Below are 20,174 nucleotides of genomic sequence, written 5' to 3'. Positions count from 1 at the left end.
TTTACGCCGCGAGCTTCAGCATGTGCGCATTGTGACGGTCGAGGAACGCGCGCAACAGTTTTGCGTATTCCGGTGACACCGCGCCGCGCACGCTTGCACGCTTTGCGAGTTCGACACGCCATGCCCGTACTTTCGGAGTCTCGGCGAAGATCGCGAGATCAGTGAGCTCGTCGAACACGTCGAAATAGCGGAAGATAGGCGCGAACACTGCATCCACCAGGCTGAAATCCTTGCCGGCAAAGAACGGTCCCGCGCCGAGCGTTTTCTCGACCTGCGCGAACTTCGCGGCTACTGCCTTCCGCTTGGTTTCAAAGACCGCGGGATCGCCCGTCGTCTCCAGGCCCCAGAGCTCGCTCAGAATGGTGGAGCCGAACTCCATCCACGCACGATGCTGCGCACGTTGGAGCGGATCCTGCGGATGCAGTTTTGCGCCGCCTTGCGTATCTTCGATGTACTCGCAAATTACGTTGCTCTCGAAGAGCGCGACCTGGTTGCCGTCGTCGCCGGTCACCACGAGCACCGGCACCTTGCCGAGCGGCGATATCTTCAAAAACCAGTCCGGCTTGTTGGCGAGATCGATGTCGACCCGCTCGAACGGAACGCCCTTTTCGTTCAGCGCGATCACCGCGCGCTGCACGTAAGGGCAAAGCTTGTGGCTAATCAGAGTGAGTTTTTGCGCCATGACGACCTCCCAAGACGAAGGCTGGCCGCCCTCGCTCCATGCATCTGCATCCAAATTAGATGCACATGCATGCAGTCGTCAAGGTCGATGCAGTTGCATCAACAGATCTTGAACCGGCTCACGGTCGCGCGATGATGCCGCCGGTCATCGGGATCGGCACCCCTGTGGTGGCGGGGTAGCTAAGCGGCAGGCCTTTCAGGCCCCGCGCCGCCAGAAATCCAAACGCCTGCGCCTCGATGGCGTCGGAGGCCCAGCCCAGCGTGTCCGCCGCCTGGACCTGTGCCGGCGCCAGGCATTCGCGCAACATCCGCAGCATGGTCATGTTGCGGGCGCCGCCGCCGGCCACGATCCAGCTCTTGGGCTCCTTCGGCAGCAGCGGCACCACCCGGGCGATGGCAGCCACCGTAAACGCGGTCAGCGTCGCCGCGCCATCCTCGGGCGGCATGTCGCCGAGCTTCAGCCCCGCAAAATCATTGCGATCGAGCGATTTCGGCGGAGGCAGCGAAAAGAACGGCATCTGCAGCGCGCGATTGATCCAGGCCGCATCGACCTTGCCCAGCGCCGCGGTGCGGCCCTCGGTATCGAAGCGCTGGTTCATGCGGCGGAGCATGTGGTCGTCGAGCAGCGCGTTGCCCGGGCCGGTATCGCAGGCGATCAGCGTGTCGCCGTCGATATAGGTGATGTTGGCGACGCCGCCGATATTGACCACGACGGTCGGCCCCTCCCGCTCCAGCGATTGGGCCAGCGCGCGGTGATAGACCGGCACAAAGGGCGCGCCTTGGCCACCGGCTTCGACGTCGGCAGCGCGGAAGTCGTACATGACCGGAATGTGGATAGCCTTGGCCAGCATCAGCGCGTCGCCGATCTGGACCGTCAGCTTCTTCTCGGGCCGGTGCAGCACGGTCTGGCCATGGAAGCCGACAATGTCGATGTCGTCGAAGCGCATCCGGTGTTGGGCGGTGAAAGCGGCCACCGCCTCGGCATGGGCCGCCGTAACGACCCGTTCGGCCTCACGCAGGCACCCGGGCCGCGCCGTACGATCCGGCAGGTCGGCTGCCTCGTACAGCGCCTGGCGCAGCAGGTTGCGCTCCGCATCCGTATAGGGCCGGTATCCGGACGGTCCGAGCGCATTCACCCGGCGGCCGTCGGTTTCGATCAAAGCGACATCGACCCCGTCGAGCGAGGTGCCGCTCATCAAACCTAATGCCGTCAACATCATAGCAGATTGTGCCTTTGAAACGCCCTGCTCGATACGTCCCGCCGACGACGACCAGCTTGTGCCAAACACGCACATCTTATAATGCCACAGCGCCCGGCCCTGCGGCAGCCTGTTCCGCGATGGTTCCGCAAAACAGTTACAATTACAGTGAAAATAGAATGATCAAAGCAGCCCGCCAATGACCGCATTTAAATCAGATTTCCTGAACATTTTACAGGAGCGCGGCTTCATCCACCAGTGCTCCGATTTCGAGGGTCTCGACGCGCTGGCGGCGAAGGGCCAGGCAATCGCCTATGTCGGCTACGACTGCACGGCGCCCTCGCTCCATATCGGCAATTACCTCACCATGATGATGCTGCACTGGCTGCAGCAGAGCGGCAACAAGCCGATCACCCTGATGGGCGGCGGCACCACCATGGTCGGCGACCCCTCCGGCAAGGATGAATCGCGCGCCATCCGCTCGATCGAGGAAATCGAGGCGAACAAGGCCTCGATCCGCGGCGTGTTCTCCAAGGTATTGCGCTACGGCTCGGGCGCGTCCGACGCGATCATGCTGGATAACGCCGAGTGGCTGACCAAGCTGAACTGGATCGAGATGCTGCGCGATATCGGCCGGCATTTCTCCGTCAACCGCATGCTGACGATGGATTCGGTCAGGCTTCGGCTCGAGCGCGAGCAGGAGATGAGCTTCATCGAGTTCAACTACATGGTCTGCCAGGCCTACGACTTCGTCGAGCTGGCGCGGCGCACCGGCTGCCGGCTGCAAATGGGCGGCTCCGACCAATGGGGCAACATCGTCAACGGTGTCGACCTCGGCCGCCGCATGGGCACGGAGCAATTGTTCGCACTGACCACGCCGCTGCTGACGACCGCCTCGGGCGCCAAGATGGGCAAGACCGCGCAGGGCGCGGTGTGGCTCAATGCCGATCAGTTCTCGCCTTACGACTTCTGGCAATACTGGCGCAACGCCGAAGACGCCGACGTCGTCAAGTTTCTAAAACTGTTCACGACCCTGCCGATGAGCGAGATCCAAAAGCTTGCCGCGCTGCAGGGCGGCGAGATCAACGAAGCCAAGAAGGTGCTGGCGACGGAGGCAACCGCGCTGCTGCATGGCCGCGATGCCGCCGACACCGCCGCCGAGACCGCCCGGCAGACGTTCGAGCAAGGCGCGATCGCGGAGAACCTGCCCACCGTGGAAGTTTCGCGCGGCGAACTCGAGGCCGGCGCTGGTGTCGTGGGGCTATTCGTGAAGGCCGGTCTCGTCACCTCGAACGGCGAGGCGCGGCGTCAGATCAAGGGCGGCGGCTTGCGCGTCAATGACGCCGCCGTGACGGACGAGAAGATGGTGCTGACGCCGTCCAACCTGACGCCGGAAGGCGTCATCAAACTTTCCATGGGGAAGAAAAAGCACGTCCTGCTCAAGCCGGCCTGATCCTGCCTGCATGGGCGCATTCGCTTTTTGACGCTTGCGGGGACCTGCGGAAACGCGCTCCCTGCATGCCATGGATAGCAAGACGCCAGATGAAGACGCGTCGACCAAGCCGCTCAAGCCGGGCCGGGTTGCGCTCAACGTGCTGGCGCTGTGCTTTATGCTGGCGCTGCTCGGCCGTGGCCTCGGCGAGAGCTTTACGGTTTTCCTGAAACCGATCGCGGAGAATTTCGGCTGGGACCGCGCGGAAGTGGTGTCGGTCTATTCGCTGACCTGGCTAGCCGGCGGGCTGATGGCCCCGGTGGTCGGCCGGCTGTTCGATCGCTACGGCCCGCGCACTGTCTATTCGCTCGGACTGCTACTGCTCGGCGGCGCGTTTCTGGGGGCATCCCGCGCGCAGGCACTGTGGCAATTGCAATTGAGCACCGGGCTGTGCGTCGGGATCGGCATCGCCTTCATCGGCAACGTGCCGAATTCGATCCTGCTCGGCCGCTGGTTCGGCCCGCGGCTGCCGACGGCGATGGCAGTGGTCTATTCCGGGGCCGGCGCGGGTGTGCTGGTGTTGTTACCCGCCTCGCAGCTGCTGATCGACCATGTCGGCTGGCGCGGCGCCTACCAGATCTTCGGCATCGCCGCGCTTGGCCTGCTGGTGCCGTTGCTGCTGCTGCCGTGGGGGCTGTTCTCCACCGGCTCGCCACACATCGCCAGAAAAGCCGAACCCGGTTTCGTCGACGGAGGCTGGACGCTCGCCAGCGCCATGCGCCACCACGCATTCTGGGCGCTGTTTGCAACCTTCTTCTTCACGGCGGTGGGGATGTATGCGCTTGCCGCACAGATCGTTGCCTATCTGATCGACGCCGGCTTCCCGCCACTGCAGGCGGCGACCGCCTGGGGCTTTTCCGGCATCGTGCTGCTGTTCGGCATGCTCGGCGTGACCCAGCTCGACAGCATCATCGGGCGACGCCTGTCGGTGCTGCTCAGCTACGCCATCTCGATCGTCGGCATCATCCTGCTCTGGCTGTTGCAGTACTATCCGAACTTCTGGCTGCTCGGCGCCTTCGTCGTGACCTTCGGCAGCATGATCGGCTCGCGTGGGCCGCTGATCACGGCAACCGCGATGAAGATCTTTCGCGGCGAGCGCGTCGGCACCATCTACGGCACGATTTCGATCGGCAGCGGCCTTGGCTCGGGGTTGGGCGCCTGGGCCGGCGGCCTGATCCACGACTGGACCCACAGCTACAACCCGGTGATCGCGTTCGCGCTGGTCGCGGTGGTGCTGGGGATGATTCCGTTCCTGGTCGTCCCGGCGCTCAGGCGGTAGTCAAGTCTCGGCCCGCTTGCCGGGGGCTACTCTTTTTTGCTGCGATCGTTTCAAGCAGCCAGTTCTTGAATGAGAGCATCGCTTGTGTCGGTTGCCGGGAATGCAGCGACGTAATCCAGTAGTCGCCGAGTGCCACTTCAATCTGAAAAGGGCGTACCAGCCGCCGTCGACCGATCTCATCCTGAAACAACGCCGCCGGCAGCAACGCAACACCGAAGCCCCGCGCGGCTGCACTGGCGATCGTGATGGATGAATCGAATACCATTCCCTTGAGGACCGGACTTTGCAGCCCCGCCGCGGCAAACCATCGCGGCCATTCCTCCTGCCGGTAGGAGCGCAGCAGCACCTCGCGCTTGAGGTCGGCCGGACGGCTCAGCCTGCGAGCCAGCGACGGCGCGCAGAGTGGGGTAAATGGCGCTCCCATCAAGCGGGTCGCATCGGTACCGTGCCAAAGGCCATCGCCAAACCTGATCGCGTAATCGAGGCCTTCGCCGGCGATGTCGATACGGTTGTTGTTGGTGAACAGGCGCAGATCGATCCGCGGATGGGCCTTCCTGAAGGCGTCGAGCCGCGGCAGCAGCCATCCCGAAGCGAAGGTACCGACCACGCCGACAGCGATGACGTCCTGGTAGTGGCCGTCTTCAAAACGATTGAGCGTTTCAGTAAGCCGGCCAAAGGCCTCGACAATGCTCGGCAACAGCAACTGCCCCTCATCGGTGAGCGCGACGCCACGGGGTAGCCTGCGAAACAACTGCACGCCAAGCCGATCCTCCAGCACCTTCACATGCTGGCTGACGGCCGCCTGCGTGACCCGAAGTTCCAGGCCGGCGCGGGTGAAACTGAGGTGGCGCGCTGTCGCCTCAAAAGCCCGCAGCGCGTTGAGCGGAAGGTGCGAAAGCTTCGTGCGGCGCCGCATTGTTTGTCCCTAGTTTTTCTTATGCCTGCCCGCAGAACTGATCGTTTGTCAAGATTGCGGCCTGTCGGCACTTTCCCGGCCGCAGCAAGGAGAGATTCATGACGATCACGAGAAGACGGTTCCAGCTTGGATGCGGCGTAGCGCTGGTAGCGACTGCCTTGAGCGGCCGGCTGAAAACGGTACACGCATCGCCCCCAGATCAGCGACTGATCGACGAGATCAAGCGGCTGGAGAGCGAGAGCGGCGGCCGGCTCGGTGTGTGTGTCCTGGACACGGCAACGGGCGCTCGTCACGTCCACCGGGGTGACGAGCGCTTTCCGATGTGCAGCACCTTCAAGGCGCTGGCGGCCGCCGCGATCCTGGCGCGGGTCGATGCCGGCAAGGAACAGTTGACGCGGCGCATCACCTTTGAAGCATCCGCACTCGTCACGTACTCGCCTGTCACCGAAAAGCACGTCGGCGGCGACGGTATGACGCTCGCTGAAATTTGCGAGGCGGCGGTGACGCTGAGCGACAACACGGCCGGCAATCTGCTGCTCTCTGCTCTCGGCGGACCTCCGGGGCTGACGGCGTTCGCACGGAGTCTCGGCGACCAGATCACGCGGTTGGACCGGGATGAGCCCTCGCTCAACGAGGCTTTGCCCGACGATCCCCGCGACACCACGACCCCGAACGCCATGGCTTCCAATTTGCAGGCTCTCGTCGTTGGAACTACTGCGCTGTCCGCGCCATCGCGCGAGCAACTGACGGCATGGCTCGTCGCCAACAAGACCGGTGATACGAGGCTGCGTGCAGGCCTTCCGAAAGACTGGCGCGTCGGCGACAAGACCGGCACGGGTGCGCGCGGCACGAACAACGACGTCGCCGTGATCTGGCCTCCTGGCAAGGCGCCCATCGTAATCACCGGCTATCTGACTGGCGCCACCGTTCCTGCCGCGCAGCAAAACGCCATTTGGGCTTCGGTCGCGCGGGCGGTCTCAGCCATGGCGTCCGGCTAGGTGCCGAATGCACATAGCAACTGCCGCAGATCAGAGCGGTGATTTCCGCCGGACGCGGCTTCCCATCGCGAAGCTTCGATCATGCACCGCCCGCGGCGGTGCCTGACTAATTATTCGGCGGGAGTTCGATCGGGTTGTTGTTCTGCTTGCCGGTATTGAACTCGAAGATCTTGCGCAGCACGCCTGGCATCACCGCCGAAATCGGATTAACGCGCAGCACCGGCTGGCCGGGCGTGCCGACCACTTCATAGGTGACGCCGATCAGGCCCTCATTGCTGCCACCGCCGAGGAACAGGCCCAGCACCGGAATCTGGCCGAACATATTGTTCAATCCGTACATCGGAACGAAGGTGCCGCTCATGCGCACGGCATTGCCGACATAATCGATGCTGCCTTCGATGGTCGCGCCAATGGTCGGACCCTTGACGACACCGTCGCGGATCGCGAGCTGTCCGCTTTGCCGGGTGAATTCCGCCCGCAATGCCGAAAAGGATATGCCGCTCTGGGCGCCGGCCGGCGCGCCGGCAGCGGCGCGCTCGAGCGCGGCCTCGCCCTTGACGGAGAAGTCGCGAACGTTGATCAGGCCATCCTTCGCGCTGGGTTCGACGGTCGGCGGCTCCATCGCCAGCGAAAGTTGGCCGCCGACCATTTTCGAGTAGGTGTCGGTGAAGCGGAAGAACGCACCCGCATCGTTGGTCTGCAGCACGATGATGTCGCGGCCCTGCCCGGCTCCGCGGCCGCGCAGGTCTGCCGTCACGGCCGTGTCGCGCCCGACCTTGCCGGCAAGCGTAAAGGCTCTCACGACGCCGTTGCGGCGGGAGAACTTGCTGTCGACGCTGCGCAACGCCTCGCCGTTGAAGCCCGCGACCGCACCAAGCTTGACGTCGATATCGAGGTCGATGTTCCTGGACTTGCTCTTGTCGGCTTCCTTGCCCGAGATTGCCGATTTGAGGAAGCCGCGGCCGTCAAATACATCGCCACGCATCATGACCTTCACGACGCCATCGGCGCCGCGCTCGGCCTTCAACGAGGTCTTGTCGCCGTCCGACGGCGCGTAGGTCGGGAAGTTCGCGCTCATCAAGTCGCCATTCTGGTCGACTTCGAGCGATCCCTTGATCGAGACGCCGCCGCCTTCGACCACGATATCCTGGAACAGCGTCGACTGTTCCTTCTTCACGACGTTGAACGTCGCCTTGCCCGACTTGCCGGGCACCTTGACCCAGCCCGGCAGGATGTTGTCGAGCCGCAGCGAGGTCAGATCGGCCTCGATGCCGACACGGCTGTCATTCTCGCCGATCTTGCCGACCACCTTGATCGGGATCGAGCCGCTCACCGCAGGTCCGAGATCGATCCCGAGCCGCGCGCGGCTGGCATCGTCCAGCGTCGCCTGCAGCCTGATATCGGCGTCGCCCTCGCTCGGCTTGCGATAGTCCAGCGAAGCCGCCTGCCCGTTGATCTTGACGTCGCCCTTGACCTGGTAGCCCGCATTGTTGGCGAGCACCTTCAGCGCGTTAGCCTCGAGCTTCTGGTTCATGACGAGCTTGTCGGCTGCAAAACCGCTGAGATCGCCAATCACGGTATAGGTAGTGTCGGCCTTGGTCATCGAGCCCTTGACCGGCATGCCGAGCGTGATGGTGGCGGCAACGTTTCCCTTGCTGGCGTTCGGATCGATCAGCGTGCCGGAGAGATCGCTGATGCGGTCGGAAGCCAGAATCTCGGCCGCGGCCGGCACCGGGCAATCCACCCTGAATTTCACGCGCGAGGGTGACGGCTTCGGCGCCATGTCCGGCACCTCGAAGATGAAATCCGAAATGTTGATCTTGCGTCCGGCGGGCGTGTCGGCAATTCCCTGCCCGATCGTCACCGTCGCGGTGCGCCCGGTCACCCGCGCTTTCAAGTCCGCATCGCGGACCGCCGGCATGTCGTCGACCGGACGCGCCGTCACTCCCGACGCGACGATGTTGACGGCCAAGCCATCGTCCGGAATCGGCGGTCCCTTGCGCGACAGGTTGCGGACCGGCGAGTTGACGCCGACTTCGATGCGCTGGAGTGTGCCGCGCTCGATGCGCTCGATCACCCATTCGCGCACTTCGGGCACGATCAGGATCGGCCACATCCGCTTCAGCGCGGATGCCGACATCGGCGTACCCGCAAAACCAAGCTGCAAGCGAGCCTCGTTCGCATAGTCGATACTGCCGGTGCCGGCGATGCCAATCTCGCCGTTGCTGATATCGGCCTGGGTGAGCAGCACACGTTTCCGGTCAGTGTCGAACTTCATCCCGATCGAGATGCGGTTGAAGATCAACGGCGGTTCATTGTCGGTGCCGGCCAGCAGGATCGTGCCGCCGCTAAGGCCGGCCTGCCATTCGGTGGTGGCGCCGTTCGGCGGCTCAAGATGGCCGAGCAGCGTAATCCGGTTCGCGCCGGAAACGACCTTGAAGGGCGCGACCAGCACGCGGCGTCCGGCATCCCACTCCACGCTCATCTCCGCCGAATCGATCGGCATCGGATAGTCCGGCGTGTCGGTATCGATGAGATGCCCGGCGCCCGCGGTGACCTTGCCGCGGAAATAGGTCGGGATGCCATCGCGGCCCAATTCGCCTTTCAGTTCGCCGGAAAGCGGCAGGTCCGCGCCATAGGTGAGATCCTTGACCCGCATCGCCAGCAGGATGTTGGCGGCCGGCACTTTGTCGGCGCGAAGATCGACCGAGCGCACGCCGTTCTGCGGCGGCCCGACCACCACCTTCAGCGACCACGGACGCGCGCCCTCCTCGCCAAGGCTCACCGCAACCCCGCCACTGCTCGGGCGGCGCATGCTGAGACTGATATTGTCGAACGTCCATTTGTTGCCGCGCTGCTGGTCGTCGACGACGAGATTGCCGTTCTTCAGGCCGATCTCGTTCAGGTTCTGCCCGTCGAGCCCGGTCAGGCTGAGGCTGTCGAGCCAGTCGAGGCCGGCCAGCAATCCGTTCTGCGTCGGATCGGGAGCCGTCGCCGGCGCACCCTGGACAGGCGCAGGTGCTTGGCGGGGGAATGTCGGCGCCATGCCTGCATCGCGCTTGGAGGCAACGCCCGTCGCCAGCGGCTTGGCGGTGTCGCCGGCGGATACCGTCACCTGGCCGTCCGGCGTGATGCGTACCGCGAGTTCGGCGTCGACCAGATTGAGGCTTTCGGCGCGCAGTCGCCCCAGCAAGAGCGCCGTTCCCGACAGTTTCACCTCGGCCTTCGGCGCAGTGGCGACAACGACCTGATCGCGGTCGCGGACCACGATGTCACGAATACGCACCGCTATACGAATCCGTCCGGCCCGCTCGATCTGCGTACCGCCGACCGCAACCGTATTGCCGTGGCCGATATTTTCCTCGATCGCGGCCGCGAGCCACGGCGTCGCGATATCGAGATTGATGGGCCCGGCGCCGAGCCGCCACCACAGCCCGCCGAAGCAGCCGATGAAAATCACCGCCAGCACGGCGATCACGATCGCCAGCCGCTTGACCCAGCGTTCGCCGCTCATCCACCTCCGCAGCGCTGAGAACCTGTCGCCCGCACGGTGAAATCCGGAATCGGAACGCGACAACAGGCGCCGCGCGCGGTAGCCGGCGGCCTCGTCCTGTTCCCAGCCCGCCGCGTCGTCCCATTGCTGGGTCTCGGCACGCGGATTCGACCCCTTTGGCGAAGTATTCCTAGCCATTGCCTCTCGGTGCCGGCGCTGAGGTTGATCGCCGCCAAGGACGCGCTCTTCGATCTGTATCGAGCGCTCCTGTGCCGGCATCGCTGCCATTCCTCGATTAATACTGTTACTCGTGTTCGGGCCCAAGGACTGATTAGGCGGCCCCATCGACGAGCGGACGGGTGTAGCGTCGAATTCCTTGTAACCATACTCCGGGGTCATCAAAGTTGCCCAGCAGCCGGAGCGAATCCGACGGTCAAAGGCGAGACCCGCAATACCCTAATGGTTGATCTGCGGAAAGCGACGAAAGGAAGGCGTATGTCCAAGAAAACGCGCATGAAATCCTCCAAGCCATCCCCCAAGACCCGCAAGCCGCCAGCCGCAAAACCGGCCGCCGCAAAGACCGCCCGCCGCATCGCACCGGCTCCTCCAGCCAAGAAGCCTGCCGCCAAGACCGCCACTACGGCCGCCAAGAAGGCGGCCAAAACCGCAGCCAAGACGCCCGCGGGCAAAACCGGCAAGACGGCCAAGACTGCAACCAGCAAGACCGCATCGGCCAAAGCGTCGCACAAGCCCCCATCGAAATCGTTAAAATCCAATCAATCGGCTGCGCCCCAACCGGCTGCCGGAACCGGGCTGGCCGAGGGCGCGCCGGCGCCCGCCTTCAGCCTGCCGCGGGACGGCGGCACCAACGCGTCGCTGGCCGACTATGCGGGCAAGAAACTGGTGTTGTTTTTCTACCCCCGAGCCGACACCCCCGGCTGCACCCGGGAGGCAATCGACTTCACGCGACTCAGTAGCGCGTTTGCCGATGCGGGCGCGGAGGTGCTCGGCGTCTCGGCCGACACCGTGAAGGCCCAGGAGTCCTTCCGCGACAAGCACCAGCTTTCGGTTCCTCTGATCTCGGACGAGCAACATCAGATGCTGGAGGCCTACGGCGCCTGGGGCGAAAAATCGATGTATGGCAGGACCTTCATGGGAATCATTCGCACCACGGTTCTGATCGATGCCAATGGGCGGATCGCAAAAATCTGGCGCAATGTCCGCGTCGACGGCCATGCCGACGAGGTGCTGGCCGCCGCCCGAGCCATCTGATTGGCCAGTTCCCATTTTCCAAAAATTAACCATGAACGGGTCAAATCGGCCCCGCAAATTGAGCCGTACGGAACTTTTCTCCGACCGGCGCGGGAGTGCCGATGTCGTACCGTTCCGGTCATTATTCCGATCACCACCATCCCCATGATCATGGCCGGACGCCGCCGCGCCGGCCCGCGCCCCAGGCAGCAAGGGCGGCCGCAGCGCTCGATGGCAATGGCTATGCCATCGTCCATGCCGGCAAGCAGGTTCGCTTCGGACCGGTGGTGTTCTGGATTGTGGTCGGCACGATCGTCCTGCTCGGCATGTGGTCGGCGGCGACGGCCACCTATTTCGCGTTTCGCGACGACGTCCTGACCCGGTTGATCGCCCGTCAGGCCGAGATGCAATACGCCTATGAAGACCGCATCGCGGAGCTGCGCGCCAAGGTCGACCGCACCACCAGTCGCCAGTTGCTCGATCAGGAACAGTTCGACCAGAAGCTCGACCAGATCATGCGCCGCCAGACCGCGCTCGAAGCGCGAGCCACCGCGCTCGGCGCGATGCCGGATGCTGCGGCTACCGGTTCGATCAGGCCGCCGGCCCGCGGCGCGGCCGTGGAGACGCCCGCTTCCGGCACCCTGAAACCCTCCCCGATCAGTGATACCGTGATCTTCGTCGCACCGCCGGATCGCGAAGCGCGACTGGAATCGCGCACGCCGATCGTCACCAAGCCGCAGACAAACCAGTTCGCCAAGGTTCAGGGCGTCGACAACGTGCTGGTCCGCCTGCAGAGCTCGCTCGATTCCGTCGAGCGGCGCCAGATGGCGGCGCTGAGCGCGGTCGAGGACAGCATGGAATCGCGCGTCCGCCGCATGCGCGGCGTGTTCACCGATCTCGGCCTCGACATGGCGCAACTCGAGGCGGCAACGCCGCGCTCGGCGATCGGCGGCCCGTTCGTGCCGGTGAAGCTGTCGGCCGATGCCGGTGCGTTCGAGCGCCAGCTCTACCGCATCAACCTCACCCGCGCCCAGATGCAGCGCCTTAACGCAACGCTGGCATTGGTGCCCTACCGCAAGCCTGTTGTCGGCGAGGTCGAATTCACCTCGGGCTTCGGCGTGCGCAGCGATCCCTTCCTCGGCCGCCCTGCCATGCATACCGGACTCGATTTCCGCGCCGCCACTGGCGACCCCGTACGCGTCACCGCGAACGGCAAGGTCGTATCGTCGGGATGGATGGGCGGTTACGGCCGCATGGTGGAGGTCGATCACGGCAACGGCCTGTCGACCCGCTACGGCCATCTGTCGGAGATTCACGTCAGGGTCGGCGACGTCGTCAAGATCGGCCAGGTGATCGGCGCTGTCGGCTCGACCGGCCGCTCCACGGGCCCGCATCTGCACTATGAAACGCGGATCGACGGCGATGCAGTCGATCCGCAGAAGTTTTTGCGCGCCGGCGTGCGACTGAGCGCGGGATAGAAATGCGCCGTCAGAACTGGCGCGCAGGCTTGTTGATCTTCCGCGGAATACTTCCTTCCATTCTCTCCATTTTTCTGCGGTCACTAAGCGGAACCGCCGCGCAGGCGTCAGCGAATTTTTTTTGAGCCTCATGTCGGCTCACATGGAGTTCAGTCGTCCTTGTGGCAGAGACTGAGCTAACCTGACCAAATCATGTGAAAACCCCGCTCGGTACCGGAGAATATAACGTCATGTCCCAAGGCAACACCGTTCGTTTGCACCGCGTTTTCGCCACCAAGCCGGAGAAGGTTTTTCGTGCCTTCCTCGATCCGGAAGCCATGGCCAAGTGGCTGCCGCCCTACGGCTTCACCTGCAAGGTCCACCATTTTGAAGGGAAGGTCGGCGGCACATTCAGGATGTCGTTCACGAATTTCACCACGAATACGGGCCATTCGTTCGGCGGCGAATATCTGGAGATCGTGCCCAACGAGCGTATCCGCTACACCGATCGTTTCGACGATCCCAATTTGCCAGGGGTTATCGAGGTCACGGTGACCCTGAAAGCAGTTTCGGTCGGGACCGAAGTCAACATCGAACAGACAAACTTGCCGACGGTGATTCCGGTCGAAGCCTGCTATCTCGGTTGGCAACAGTCGCTCGCCCAGCTCGCGCTGGTCGTGGAGCCGGATATTCCGGGATAGTGTTGGGTCGAGGCACCACACCGTGGTGCCTCTTTTCTCCAGCCCGCCAGGGCAACATTGTCCTGCATGCGACCCGACATCGTTTTCTCCCTTATTTTTCAGCCTTCTTGCAGGCACGTCTCGCAAGCCGCATCCGCGCTTGCGAGCATGTGCTTATTCCGCATCATGAAACGGCATTGTTGCCCGGCCGCAATTGTGATTGATGCTCCTTCGCGTCATTACCGAGCGTGCAAGGCTTCGAAGGTTGGACAGGTTGAAACCGAACGTACGAATTGGACCGCGACATCCCAGGCTCGCGGCCGGCGGCTTCCGCATCGCGCGCTGGCTGGCGGCGAAAACCATGGCTGCTGCCGGATTTCACCAGCTCGGCTCTGATTTCGCCGATGCGCGGATCGCGCATGTTCGCGGAAAACTTGCGCGGGGCGAAACCGTCTATCTTGCGGGCCTCGGTGCGCCCGGCACGCATAATTCCGGTCTGGCGCTGATCGAGGTGACGCAAGCGGACGGGCCACGGCTGATCGTCAACAACGAGGAAGAGCGCTTCTCGGGCAACAAGCACACGACCGAGTATCCAAAACTGTCGGTCGACGCCGTTGTGGCGACGCTGCGGGAGATGGGCCGCGACATCAGCGATATCGATGCCTGGCTCACGAGCTGGGACTATCCGACGCTCGCCGGCACGTTGGCGCGCTCGGTGATCGAGGAACTGCCGCAGAGTTTCAAGCTTGTGCGCACCACCGAGGCCGCCGGCTTCGACGGCCGACGCCTCGACCAGATGACGCGGACGCCAAAGATCCTTGCCCGCCAGCTCGGGCTTGCCGAGCGCGTGCCGCTGATCTGCCTGCCACATCACGACAACCATGCCTGGTTTTCCTGGGCCGCCTCGCCGTTCGCCGATGACGACAAGCCTACCGGGATTGCGGTCCTGGACGGCACCGGCGATCAGGGCTCGATCTCGCTTTACGTCGTCGAGAACGGCGCGATGCGCCGGCTTTACTGCAATGACAGCATGTTCGATTCACTCGGCGCGTTCTACAGCGTGATCTCGTCGACGCAGGGCGGTTGGACCTGGTTGTCCTGCGAGGGGCGCTACATGGGCGCTGCCGCCTGGGGCGACATGGACCGCGCCAGCAATCCCTATTATGCGCGCTTGCGCGATGTTCTGCATTTCGGTGCGAACGGCGAGGTTCAACTCAATCGCGCGCTGGCCAACTGGTACTGCGACCCCTTCGATCATCCCTACAAGCAGGCGCTCACCGAGATACTCGGCGAGCCGCTCAGGCCTGATCAGCTCTGGAATCCCGATGCCGTGCTGCGCGTCGAGGACATCCATCATCGCCCCGACACAAAAGATCGTCTCGACAAAGCCGCCGCGACACAATTGGTGTTCGAGGACGCCATGATCCATGTCGTCGCTCATCTGTTGCGCACGACAGGCGCCGACCGGCTGGTGCTGACCGGCGGCGTGGCGCTGAACGCGGTCGGCAATATGCGGTTGCTCGAACATTTCGATGAAGCATGGTTCGCGCGCGTGCAGCAGCGCAACGCGAGACTGCATCTGTGGGTACCGCCGGTGCCCGGCGATCCCGGCGTCACCATTGGCGCCGCCTGGCTGTTTGCGCATCTGGCGGGCGCCCGGCGCGGTGCGCCGATGACACATGCGTTCTACTGCGGCACGCCGCCGTCGCGCGAAGACATTGCCGACGCCATTAAGGCCGATGAGATCGCCGCGCAACAGATCGGCGATATCTCGACGCCTGAAGGCCGCGATGCGATCGCCGACCTGATGGCGTTCATGGTGGCGCGAAACGGCGTCATCGCGCTTTATCAAGGCGCGGCGGAAACCGGTCCCCGCGCGCTCGGTCATCGCTCGATCCTCGCCAATCCCTGCGATCCAGACGCGCGGGAACGGCTGAACGAGCGTGTCAAATACCGCGAGGCCATTCGGCCGCTGGCGCCGATGGCGACGCTGGAAGCGGCACAGGAATATTTCGAGTTACTGCCCGGCGCTGCGGACGCTGACTACAACGCCTATAATTACATGGTGCTGACGGCGCATTCGAAGCCGCATGCCCGCGAAAAAATCCCGGCCGTCATCCACGCCGACGGCACCGGCCGTATCCAGATCGTGCGCGCGGAGGACGATCCCCTCACCTACGCCTATCTGAAGGCGCTCGGCCGCCATGTCGGAGTCGAGCTCTCCGTCAACACGTCCTTCAATGTCGCAGGTCCCATCGCCCAGACGCCGCAGCAGGCGATCGATACGCTGCGGCGTTCGAAGGGCCTTGATGTCGTCATCATGGTCGCCGACGACGGCACCGTGCACGCGGCCTGGCATGGGGGGACGCGCGACAGCGGAAGGTTCAGAAACTGGCTTGCCGACTGGAAGAAGACGTCGGCTTCCAGTCAGCCTTAAGCGATAATTCGCTTCCTCCCCGAGATCGAGTGATCGCCGGTTCAGAGATCGACGCGTTCGCTCGCAACCGCTTTGCGTTTCGCCATGTTGAACCGGCCGCTGTAGATCGGGCGCTCACCGGTCGTCGGACCAGGATACTGGACGATGAATATCTCTCCACCCGTTTCGGTGCGGAATTCGCCCTCAAAGTGCGGGTCGGGATGGAACAGAACCGTTCCCGGACCATGCAGCGTTCCGTCGATTGAAAACTCGCCTTTCAGAATATGCCAGACCTGCGCGAAGCCATGATAGTGCTCGGGGTGATAGGCGCCGGGCTCCAGCCGCAGAATTCCCGCGTTCGGTTCGGTCGGACGTTCAGGTCGCGGATGAAAAAGCATTTTGCCTGTCTCGCCCGGCCAGCGGATCGTCTCCCATTCGACGTCGTCGAAATGGCGTGTCTCGTAGGGCTTGTGGTCCTTTCGCGACGCTTCGCGAGCGGTCGTCAACTCCGCATTTGTGGTCGCCGTATCGGGAATCTCTTTGCTCCTGACGCTCATTTTACTCTCCCTTTTGCAGTTTTCTCTCGTTCGCCTTTCCCGCCCGCAATATTGCTCCACCACTCAACCGCGATGGCCGACTGGTTTTCGATTGATGTCACCATGAGCAGGCGCGCACGGCCGGACCCGCGCGCCCACGCCATATGCGGCACGTCCGAGCGCAGATGAATCGAATCGCCGCGCTCCAGTGCGATGGTCTCATTGCCCACTTGAAATTCAACGCTGCCTTCAAGGACGAAGCACATTTCTTCGCCGGGATGCGCGACCAGCGTCGGCTTGCGCGGTTTTGCCGACAATTCGAGAAGGAAAGTTTCCAGCCGCTGCTCGCCGATGCCCGAAGCAAGCTTGCACCAGGCATAATTTGCGTCGGCGTCCTTCGATGGGATGGCATCGCTTGACCGCACCACGCGATAGGCGCGTGTCCGGTCCTCGCCTTCGATGTCGGCAAACAATTCGGCCGGCGGCAACTGAAGGACGCCGGCAATTTCCAGGAGATTGCCGATCGAACAGGCGATCAGTCCGCGCTCGATCCGCGAGAGAAATGTCACTGACAGCCCGACCATTCCGGCGAGTTCATCGAGCGTCAAACCGCGCGCCGATCGGGCCCTGCGAATGACGGCTCCAATTGCGGCAAGGCGCGCCGCCTCGCGGGCGCGCCGGCCAGCTTCCGCCGAAACCATGCGGTTCTCCCGTTTGCTTATAAGGAAAATCGTATTGCTCTATAGGCAAATGTCAAGCAGCCTCGCGAGCGAACTAACGCGCGAAAAACTTCAACACCCGGCCATCGATCAACAGCAGCGCGCTGCCGATCACCAGCGCGCCCGCGATTTCACGCGGCGAAATCTGCTCGCCGAGCACGAGCGAGCCGAGCAGGATGGCCGTAACCGGCACAAGCAGCGTCACCAGCATGACGTTGGTCGCGCCGGAGCGCCGCAACACCTGGAAGAAAACAATATAGGCCAGCGCCGTCGACAAGCCGGCAAGGCCGAGCACCGCGAGCCACGTCACGGTCCCGGGCATCGGCAATTGCCAGGGACGCTCGAAAATTCCGGCGACGACAATCATCATCAGGCTCGATGCCATCAATTGAAATGTGGCGGTGGCAAGCGGCGGCGTCTCCGATAGCGCGCGCCGCGCGATCAGCGCGGAGATGCCGTAGCTCAGCGCCGCCGCGAGACACAGCAGGACGCCAAGCCCCTGCCCGCTGGCAAAGCCGATCCCGCTGCCGCGAAGGATCACGACGCCGACAAGGCCTGCGATCACACCGGCCACACGTCTGATGATGAGCTTCTCCTCGCCCGCCAGTGCCATCACCGCCACCGTGAACAGCGGCGTGGTGGCGTTGAGGATCGAAGCCAGCCCGCTCGGGATGTACATCTGTCCGATGACGATCAGCGAGAACGGCAGCACATTGTTGAACAAGGCGACGAGAAAGAACGGCCTCCAACCGATCCAGCCCTTCGGAAACGGCAGTCGATGCGCGCAAAGCACCGGCAGCAGGATCATGGCAGCCAGCAGCACGCGCAACAGCACCAGCGTGAACGGCGGCAGCTCGCGCAGCACCACGCCATTGAAGAAGAACGATCCGCCCCAGAGCACCGACAAGGCGACGAGCAATGCCCAATCGCGCGTATCGATCCGGCCGTCGCTGGCTGACATTTCGCAAGAACCTGATGAAATCGCGCAACCAGCTAGGACCGAATGCACGTCGCCGTCCACCCGATTTCCGGAGACTATTTCGGCCGCGACACGATCTCGATCATCTTGCCTTCGTCATCGTCGGGCGCGCTTGCCTTCGCCTTCTCATAGGCGGTAAGCGCGGCGCGGCTGACGGGCACGCCGGGCAGCAGCGTTTCGGCGAGCGCCACCGCATAGGCCGCGTCCTTGTGGCGAAGCGCCGCCGTGAACGACGCACCGGAAAAATCGCGCGCCACCATGCGTTTTGAATGACGGATCACCTGCGGGCTCGCTACCGCGCCGGTCGCCAGCGCCTCCGCCACGAGGGTCATGTCCAGTCCGGCCTGCTCGGCCATCGCCACGCCTTCGGCGAGGCTTGCGATCTGCACCGCGCCCATCAGATTGTTGATCAGTTTGAAGACGGTGCCGGTGCCGACGGCGCCAAAATGCTTGATCACGTCGCCGATCGGCGCGAGATAGGGTTTTGCTCGATCGAGATCGGCGGCGTCAGCGCCGACGAGCAAGGTCAGTTTCCCACTGGCCGCCGCTTGCGGCAGGCCGGTGACAGGGCAGTCAATATAGATCAGGCCGCGGCCGCGCAGTTCGCGCGCCATGTCGAGTGCGTGTTGATGCGAGACCGTCGAGCATTCGATCGCGAAACTGCCCGCCTGCATCTTCGCGGCTGCGCCGTTCTCGCCGAGCCAGACGAACCGCGACGCCTCGTCGTCGGCAACCATGGTGACGACGGCATCGGCGCCGTCGGCGGCCTCCGCCGGAGACGCAGCCCAGCGCGCGCCACGCGCGATCAGGTCTTCGGCTTTCGTCTTGCTGCGATTCCACACCGCAACGTTAGAACCTGCATCGAGATATCGGCCGGCCATGCCATGACCCATCCGGCCGAGCCCGATGAAGGCCACTTTGCTCATGGATTAGTCCACATCCTCGACCGAGCCCGGGCCCGTGCCGAATGCGCGCTGCGCCAGCGTTGCCGCCATGAACTCGTCGAGATCGCCGTCGAGCACACCAGACGTATCGGAGGTCTGCACGCCGGTGCGCAGGTCCTTCACCATTTGATAGGGCTGCAGCACATAGGAGCGGATCTGGTGGCCCCAGCCGATATCGGTCTTGGCGGCCTGATCGGCGGCGGCCTGTTCCTCGCGCTTCTTCAGTTCGATCTCGTAGAGCCGCGCGCGCAGCATGTCCCACGCCTGCGCACGGTTCTTGTGCTGCGAGCGGCCGGCCTGGCAGACCACGGCAATGCCGGTCGGAATATGCGTCAGCCGCACCGCCGATTCGGTCTTGTTGACGTGCTGACCGCCGGCGCCGCCCGAGCGCATGGTATCGGTGCGAACGTCGGATTCCTTGATCTCGATCTTGATGGAGTCGTCGATCACGGGGAATATCTGCACCGACGAGAACGAGGTGTGCCGCCGTGCGTTGGAATCGAACGGCGAAATCCGCACCAGCCGATGCACGCCGGCTTCGGTCTTGAGCCAACCATAGGCATTGTGCCCGCTGATCTGGATAGTGGCGGACTTGATGCCGGCCTCTTCGCCCTGTGACTCTTCGAGATATTCGATCTTGAAGCCGTGATTCTCCGCCCAGCGCGTATACATGCGCAGGAGCATCGAGGCCCAGTCCTGGCTTTCGGTGCCGCCGGCGCCGGCGTGCACCTCGAGATAGGAATCGAACTTGTCGGCCTCGCCCGACAGCAGCGCTTCCAGCTCGCGGCGCGCCACTTCCTTCTTCAGGGCCTTCAGCGCGTTCTCGGCCTCGACTACGACGCCTTCGTCGTTCTCGGCTTCGCCGAGCGCGATCATCTCGACATTGTCGTCGAGCTCGCGCTCGACCTTGCCGATGCCCTCAAGCGCATCCACCAGCGAGGTGCGCTCCTGCATCAGCTTCTGGGCTTTCTGGGGATCGTTCCAGAGATTGGGGTCTTCGGCGAGACTGTTCAGCTCGGCGAGCCGGGCCGTGGATTTCTCGACGTCAAAGATGCCTCCTCAGCAGCCCGACTGACTGCTTGATCTCTTCTACGAGGCGTTCGACTTCGGCGCGCATGGTCTCTTCTGTCTGCG

The 20,174-nt window shown here is 63.6% G+C and carries 16 protein-coding genes; 7 read left to right on the top strand and 9 right to left on the bottom strand.

What is annotated here, in order from left to right; all coding sequences use genetic code 11:
• Position 1: 1 nt before the first annotated feature.
• Both ACH79_RS31430 and ACH79_RS31425 read right to left on the bottom strand, forming a co-directional pair.
• Positions 2 to 682, bottom strand: coding sequence for a glutathione S-transferase family protein (locus ACH79_RS31430; RefSeq protein WP_161854409.1), 681 nt, complete (start codon positions 680 to 682; stop codon positions 2 to 4).
• 118 nt (positions 683 to 800) lie between these two features.
• Entirely contained in the window at positions 801 to 1,901 is a 1,101-nt protein-coding gene (locus tag ACH79_RS31425; protein WP_161854408.1) for an anhydro-N-acetylmuramic acid kinase, read from the bottom strand.
• Positions 1,902 to 2,079: 178 nt separating this feature from the next.
• On the opposite strand from ACH79_RS31425, the gene tyrS reads away from it, so the two are divergent.
• Both tyrS and ACH79_RS31415 read left to right on the top strand, forming a co-directional pair.
• Positions 2,080 to 3,333 carry a tyrosine--tRNA ligase gene (gene tyrS / locus ACH79_RS31420; protein WP_161854407.1) on the top strand — a complete coding sequence of 418 codons (1,254 nt, stop codon included), beginning with the start codon at positions 2,080 to 2,082 and terminating at the stop codon, positions 3,331 to 3,333.
• A gap of 70 nt (positions 3,334 to 3,403) precedes the next feature.
• Positions 3,404 to 4,651, top strand: coding sequence for an MFS transporter (locus tag ACH79_RS31415; RefSeq protein ID WP_161854406.1), 1,248 nt, complete (start codon positions 3,404 to 3,406; stop codon positions 4,649 to 4,651).
• On the opposite strand, the gene ACH79_RS31410 is transcribed toward ACH79_RS31415, so the two are convergent.
• On the bottom strand, positions 4,641 to 5,567 hold the full coding sequence (locus ACH79_RS31410; protein ID WP_161854405.1) for a LysR family transcriptional regulator: 927 nt from the start codon (positions 5,565 to 5,567) through the stop codon (positions 4,641 to 4,643). The genes ACH79_RS31415 and ACH79_RS31410 overlap by 11 nt on opposite strands.
• Positions 5,568 to 5,665: 98 nt before the next feature.
• On the opposite strand from ACH79_RS31410, the gene bla reads away from it, so the two are divergent.
• Entirely contained in the window at positions 5,666 to 6,565 is a 900-nt protein-coding gene (gene bla / locus ACH79_RS31405) for a class A beta-lactamase (RefSeq protein ID WP_161854404.1), read from the top strand.
• Positions 6,566 to 6,671: 106 nt separating this feature from the next.
• Here bla and ACH79_RS31400 read toward each other — a convergent pair whose 3' ends face one another.
• The gene (locus ACH79_RS31400; protein WP_161854403.1) at positions 6,672 to 10,337 is read right to left on the bottom strand and encodes a DUF3971 domain-containing protein; all 3,666 of its coding nucleotides are present in this window, start codon (positions 10,335 to 10,337) and stop codon (positions 6,672 to 6,674) included.
• A gap of 216 nt (positions 10,338 to 10,553) precedes the next feature.
• Between ACH79_RS31400 and ACH79_RS31395 the strand changes: the two genes are divergently transcribed.
• The 4 genes from ACH79_RS31395 (at position 10,554) to ACH79_RS31380 (ending at position 15,883) form a co-directional block, all read left to right on the top strand.
• Positions 10,554 to 11,330, top strand: coding sequence for a peroxiredoxin (locus ACH79_RS31395; RefSeq protein WP_161854402.1), 777 nt, complete (start codon positions 10,554 to 10,556; stop codon positions 11,328 to 11,330).
• 101 nt (positions 11,331 to 11,431) lie between these two features.
• Positions 11,432 to 12,787, top strand: coding sequence for a M23 family metallopeptidase (locus tag ACH79_RS31390; protein WP_202639076.1), 1,356 nt, complete (start codon positions 11,432 to 11,434; stop codon positions 12,785 to 12,787).
• Positions 12,788 to 13,017: 230 nt separating this feature from the next.
• A complete protein-coding gene (locus ACH79_RS31385) occupies positions 13,018 to 13,467 on the top strand; it encodes an SRPBCC family protein (protein WP_161854400.1) in 450 nt (149 codons plus the stop codon).
• Positions 13,468 to 13,807: 340 nt separating this feature from the next.
• Entirely contained in the window at positions 13,808 to 15,883 is a 2,076-nt protein-coding gene (locus ACH79_RS31380) for a carbamoyltransferase C-terminal domain-containing protein (protein ID WP_161856661.1), read from the top strand.
• Positions 15,884 to 15,924: 41 nt separating this feature from the next.
• Here ACH79_RS31380 and ACH79_RS31375 read toward each other — a convergent pair whose 3' ends face one another.
• The 5 genes from ACH79_RS31375 to prfB form a co-directional block, all read right to left on the bottom strand.
• Positions 15,925 to 16,419 carry a cupin domain-containing protein gene (locus tag ACH79_RS31375; protein ID WP_202639074.1) on the bottom strand — a complete coding sequence of 165 codons (495 nt, stop codon included), beginning with the start codon at positions 16,417 to 16,419 and terminating at the stop codon, positions 15,925 to 15,927.
• A complete protein-coding gene (locus ACH79_RS31370; protein ID WP_161854399.1) occupies positions 16,416 to 17,099 on the bottom strand; it encodes a helix-turn-helix domain-containing protein in 684 nt (227 codons plus the stop codon). Before ACH79_RS31370 ends, ACH79_RS31375 begins: the two co-directional genes overlap by 4 nt.
• Before the next feature lie 73 nt (positions 17,100 to 17,172).
• Entirely contained in the window at positions 17,173 to 18,078 is a 906-nt protein-coding gene (locus ACH79_RS31365) for a DMT family transporter (protein WP_161854398.1), read from the bottom strand.
• A gap of 74 nt (positions 18,079 to 18,152) precedes the next feature.
• Positions 18,153 to 19,022: an NAD(P)-dependent oxidoreductase gene (locus ACH79_RS31360; RefSeq protein ID WP_161854397.1), complete on the bottom strand. Its 870-nt coding sequence runs from the start codon at positions 19,020 to 19,022 to the stop codon at positions 18,153 to 18,155.
• A gap of 3 nt (positions 19,023 to 19,025) precedes the next feature.
• A protein-coding gene (gene prfB / locus ACH79_RS31355) for a peptide chain release factor 2 (RefSeq protein WP_141688374.1) occupies positions 19,026 to 20,157 on the bottom strand; the annotation gives its coding sequence in 2 pieces (ribosomal slippage) (positions 19,026 to 20,087 and positions 20,089 to 20,157; 1,131 coding nt in all).
• Positions 20,158 to 20,174: the final 17 nt, after the last annotated feature.

Origin of the sequence: Bradyrhizobium sp. CCBAU 051011, assembly GCF_009930815.1 — a bacterium.
Lineage (GTDB): Bacteria > Pseudomonadota > Alphaproteobacteria > Rhizobiales > Xanthobacteraceae > Bradyrhizobium.
Note: the sequence above shows the minus strand (reverse complement) of the source record. Positions and strands in the feature narration are given on the sequence as shown.

What these genes read in the sequence shown, in the direction of transcription:
- ACH79_RS31430 (WP_161854409.1), bottom strand. Translation starts at nt 682, where the DNA reads ATGGCGCAAAAACTCACTCTGATTAGCCACAAGCTTTGCCCTTACGTG.
- ACH79_RS31425 (WP_161854408.1), bottom strand. Translation starts at nt 1,901, where the DNA reads ATGATGTTGACGGCATTAGGTTTGATGAGCGGCACCTCGCTCGACGGG.
- tyrS (WP_161854407.1), top strand. Translation starts at nt 2,080, where the DNA reads ATGACCGCATTTAAATCAGATTTCCTGAACATTTTACAGGAGCGCGGC.
- ACH79_RS31415 (WP_161854406.1), top strand. Translation starts at nt 3,404, where the DNA reads ATGGATAGCAAGACGCCAGATGAAGACGCGTCGACCAAGCCGCTCAAG.
- ACH79_RS31410 (WP_161854405.1), bottom strand. Translation starts at nt 5,567, where the DNA reads ATGCGGCGCCGCACGAAGCTTTCGCACCTTCCGCTCAACGCGCTGCGG.
- bla (WP_161854404.1), top strand. Translation starts at nt 5,666, where the DNA reads ATGACGATCACGAGAAGACGGTTCCAGCTTGGATGCGGCGTAGCGCTG.
- ACH79_RS31400 (WP_161854403.1), bottom strand. Translation starts at nt 10,337, where the DNA reads ATGCCGGCACAGGAGCGCTCGATACAGATCGAAGAGCGCGTCCTTGGC.
- ACH79_RS31395 (WP_161854402.1), top strand. Translation starts at nt 10,554, where the DNA reads ATGTCCAAGAAAACGCGCATGAAATCCTCCAAGCCATCCCCCAAGACC.
- ACH79_RS31390 (WP_202639076.1), top strand. Translation starts at nt 11,432, where the DNA reads ATGTCGTACCGTTCCGGTCATTATTCCGATCACCACCATCCCCATGAT.
- ACH79_RS31385 (WP_161854400.1), top strand. Translation starts at nt 13,018, where the DNA reads ATGTCCCAAGGCAACACCGTTCGTTTGCACCGCGTTTTCGCCACCAAG.
- ACH79_RS31380 (WP_161856661.1), top strand. Translation starts at nt 13,808, where the DNA reads ATGGCTGCTGCCGGATTTCACCAGCTCGGCTCTGATTTCGCCGATGCG.
- ACH79_RS31375 (WP_202639074.1), bottom strand. Translation starts at nt 16,419, where the DNA reads ATGAGCGTCAGGAGCAAAGAGATTCCCGATACGGCGACCACAAATGCG.
- ACH79_RS31370 (WP_161854399.1), bottom strand. Translation starts at nt 17,099, where the DNA reads ATGGTTTCGGCGGAAGCTGGCCGGCGCGCCCGCGAGGCGGCGCGCCTT.
- ACH79_RS31365 (WP_161854398.1), bottom strand. Translation starts at nt 18,078, where the DNA reads ATGTCAGCCAGCGACGGCCGGATCGATACGCGCGATTGGGCATTGCTC.
- ACH79_RS31360 (WP_161854397.1), bottom strand. Translation starts at nt 19,022, where the DNA reads ATGAGCAAAGTGGCCTTCATCGGGCTCGGCCGGATGGGTCATGGCATG.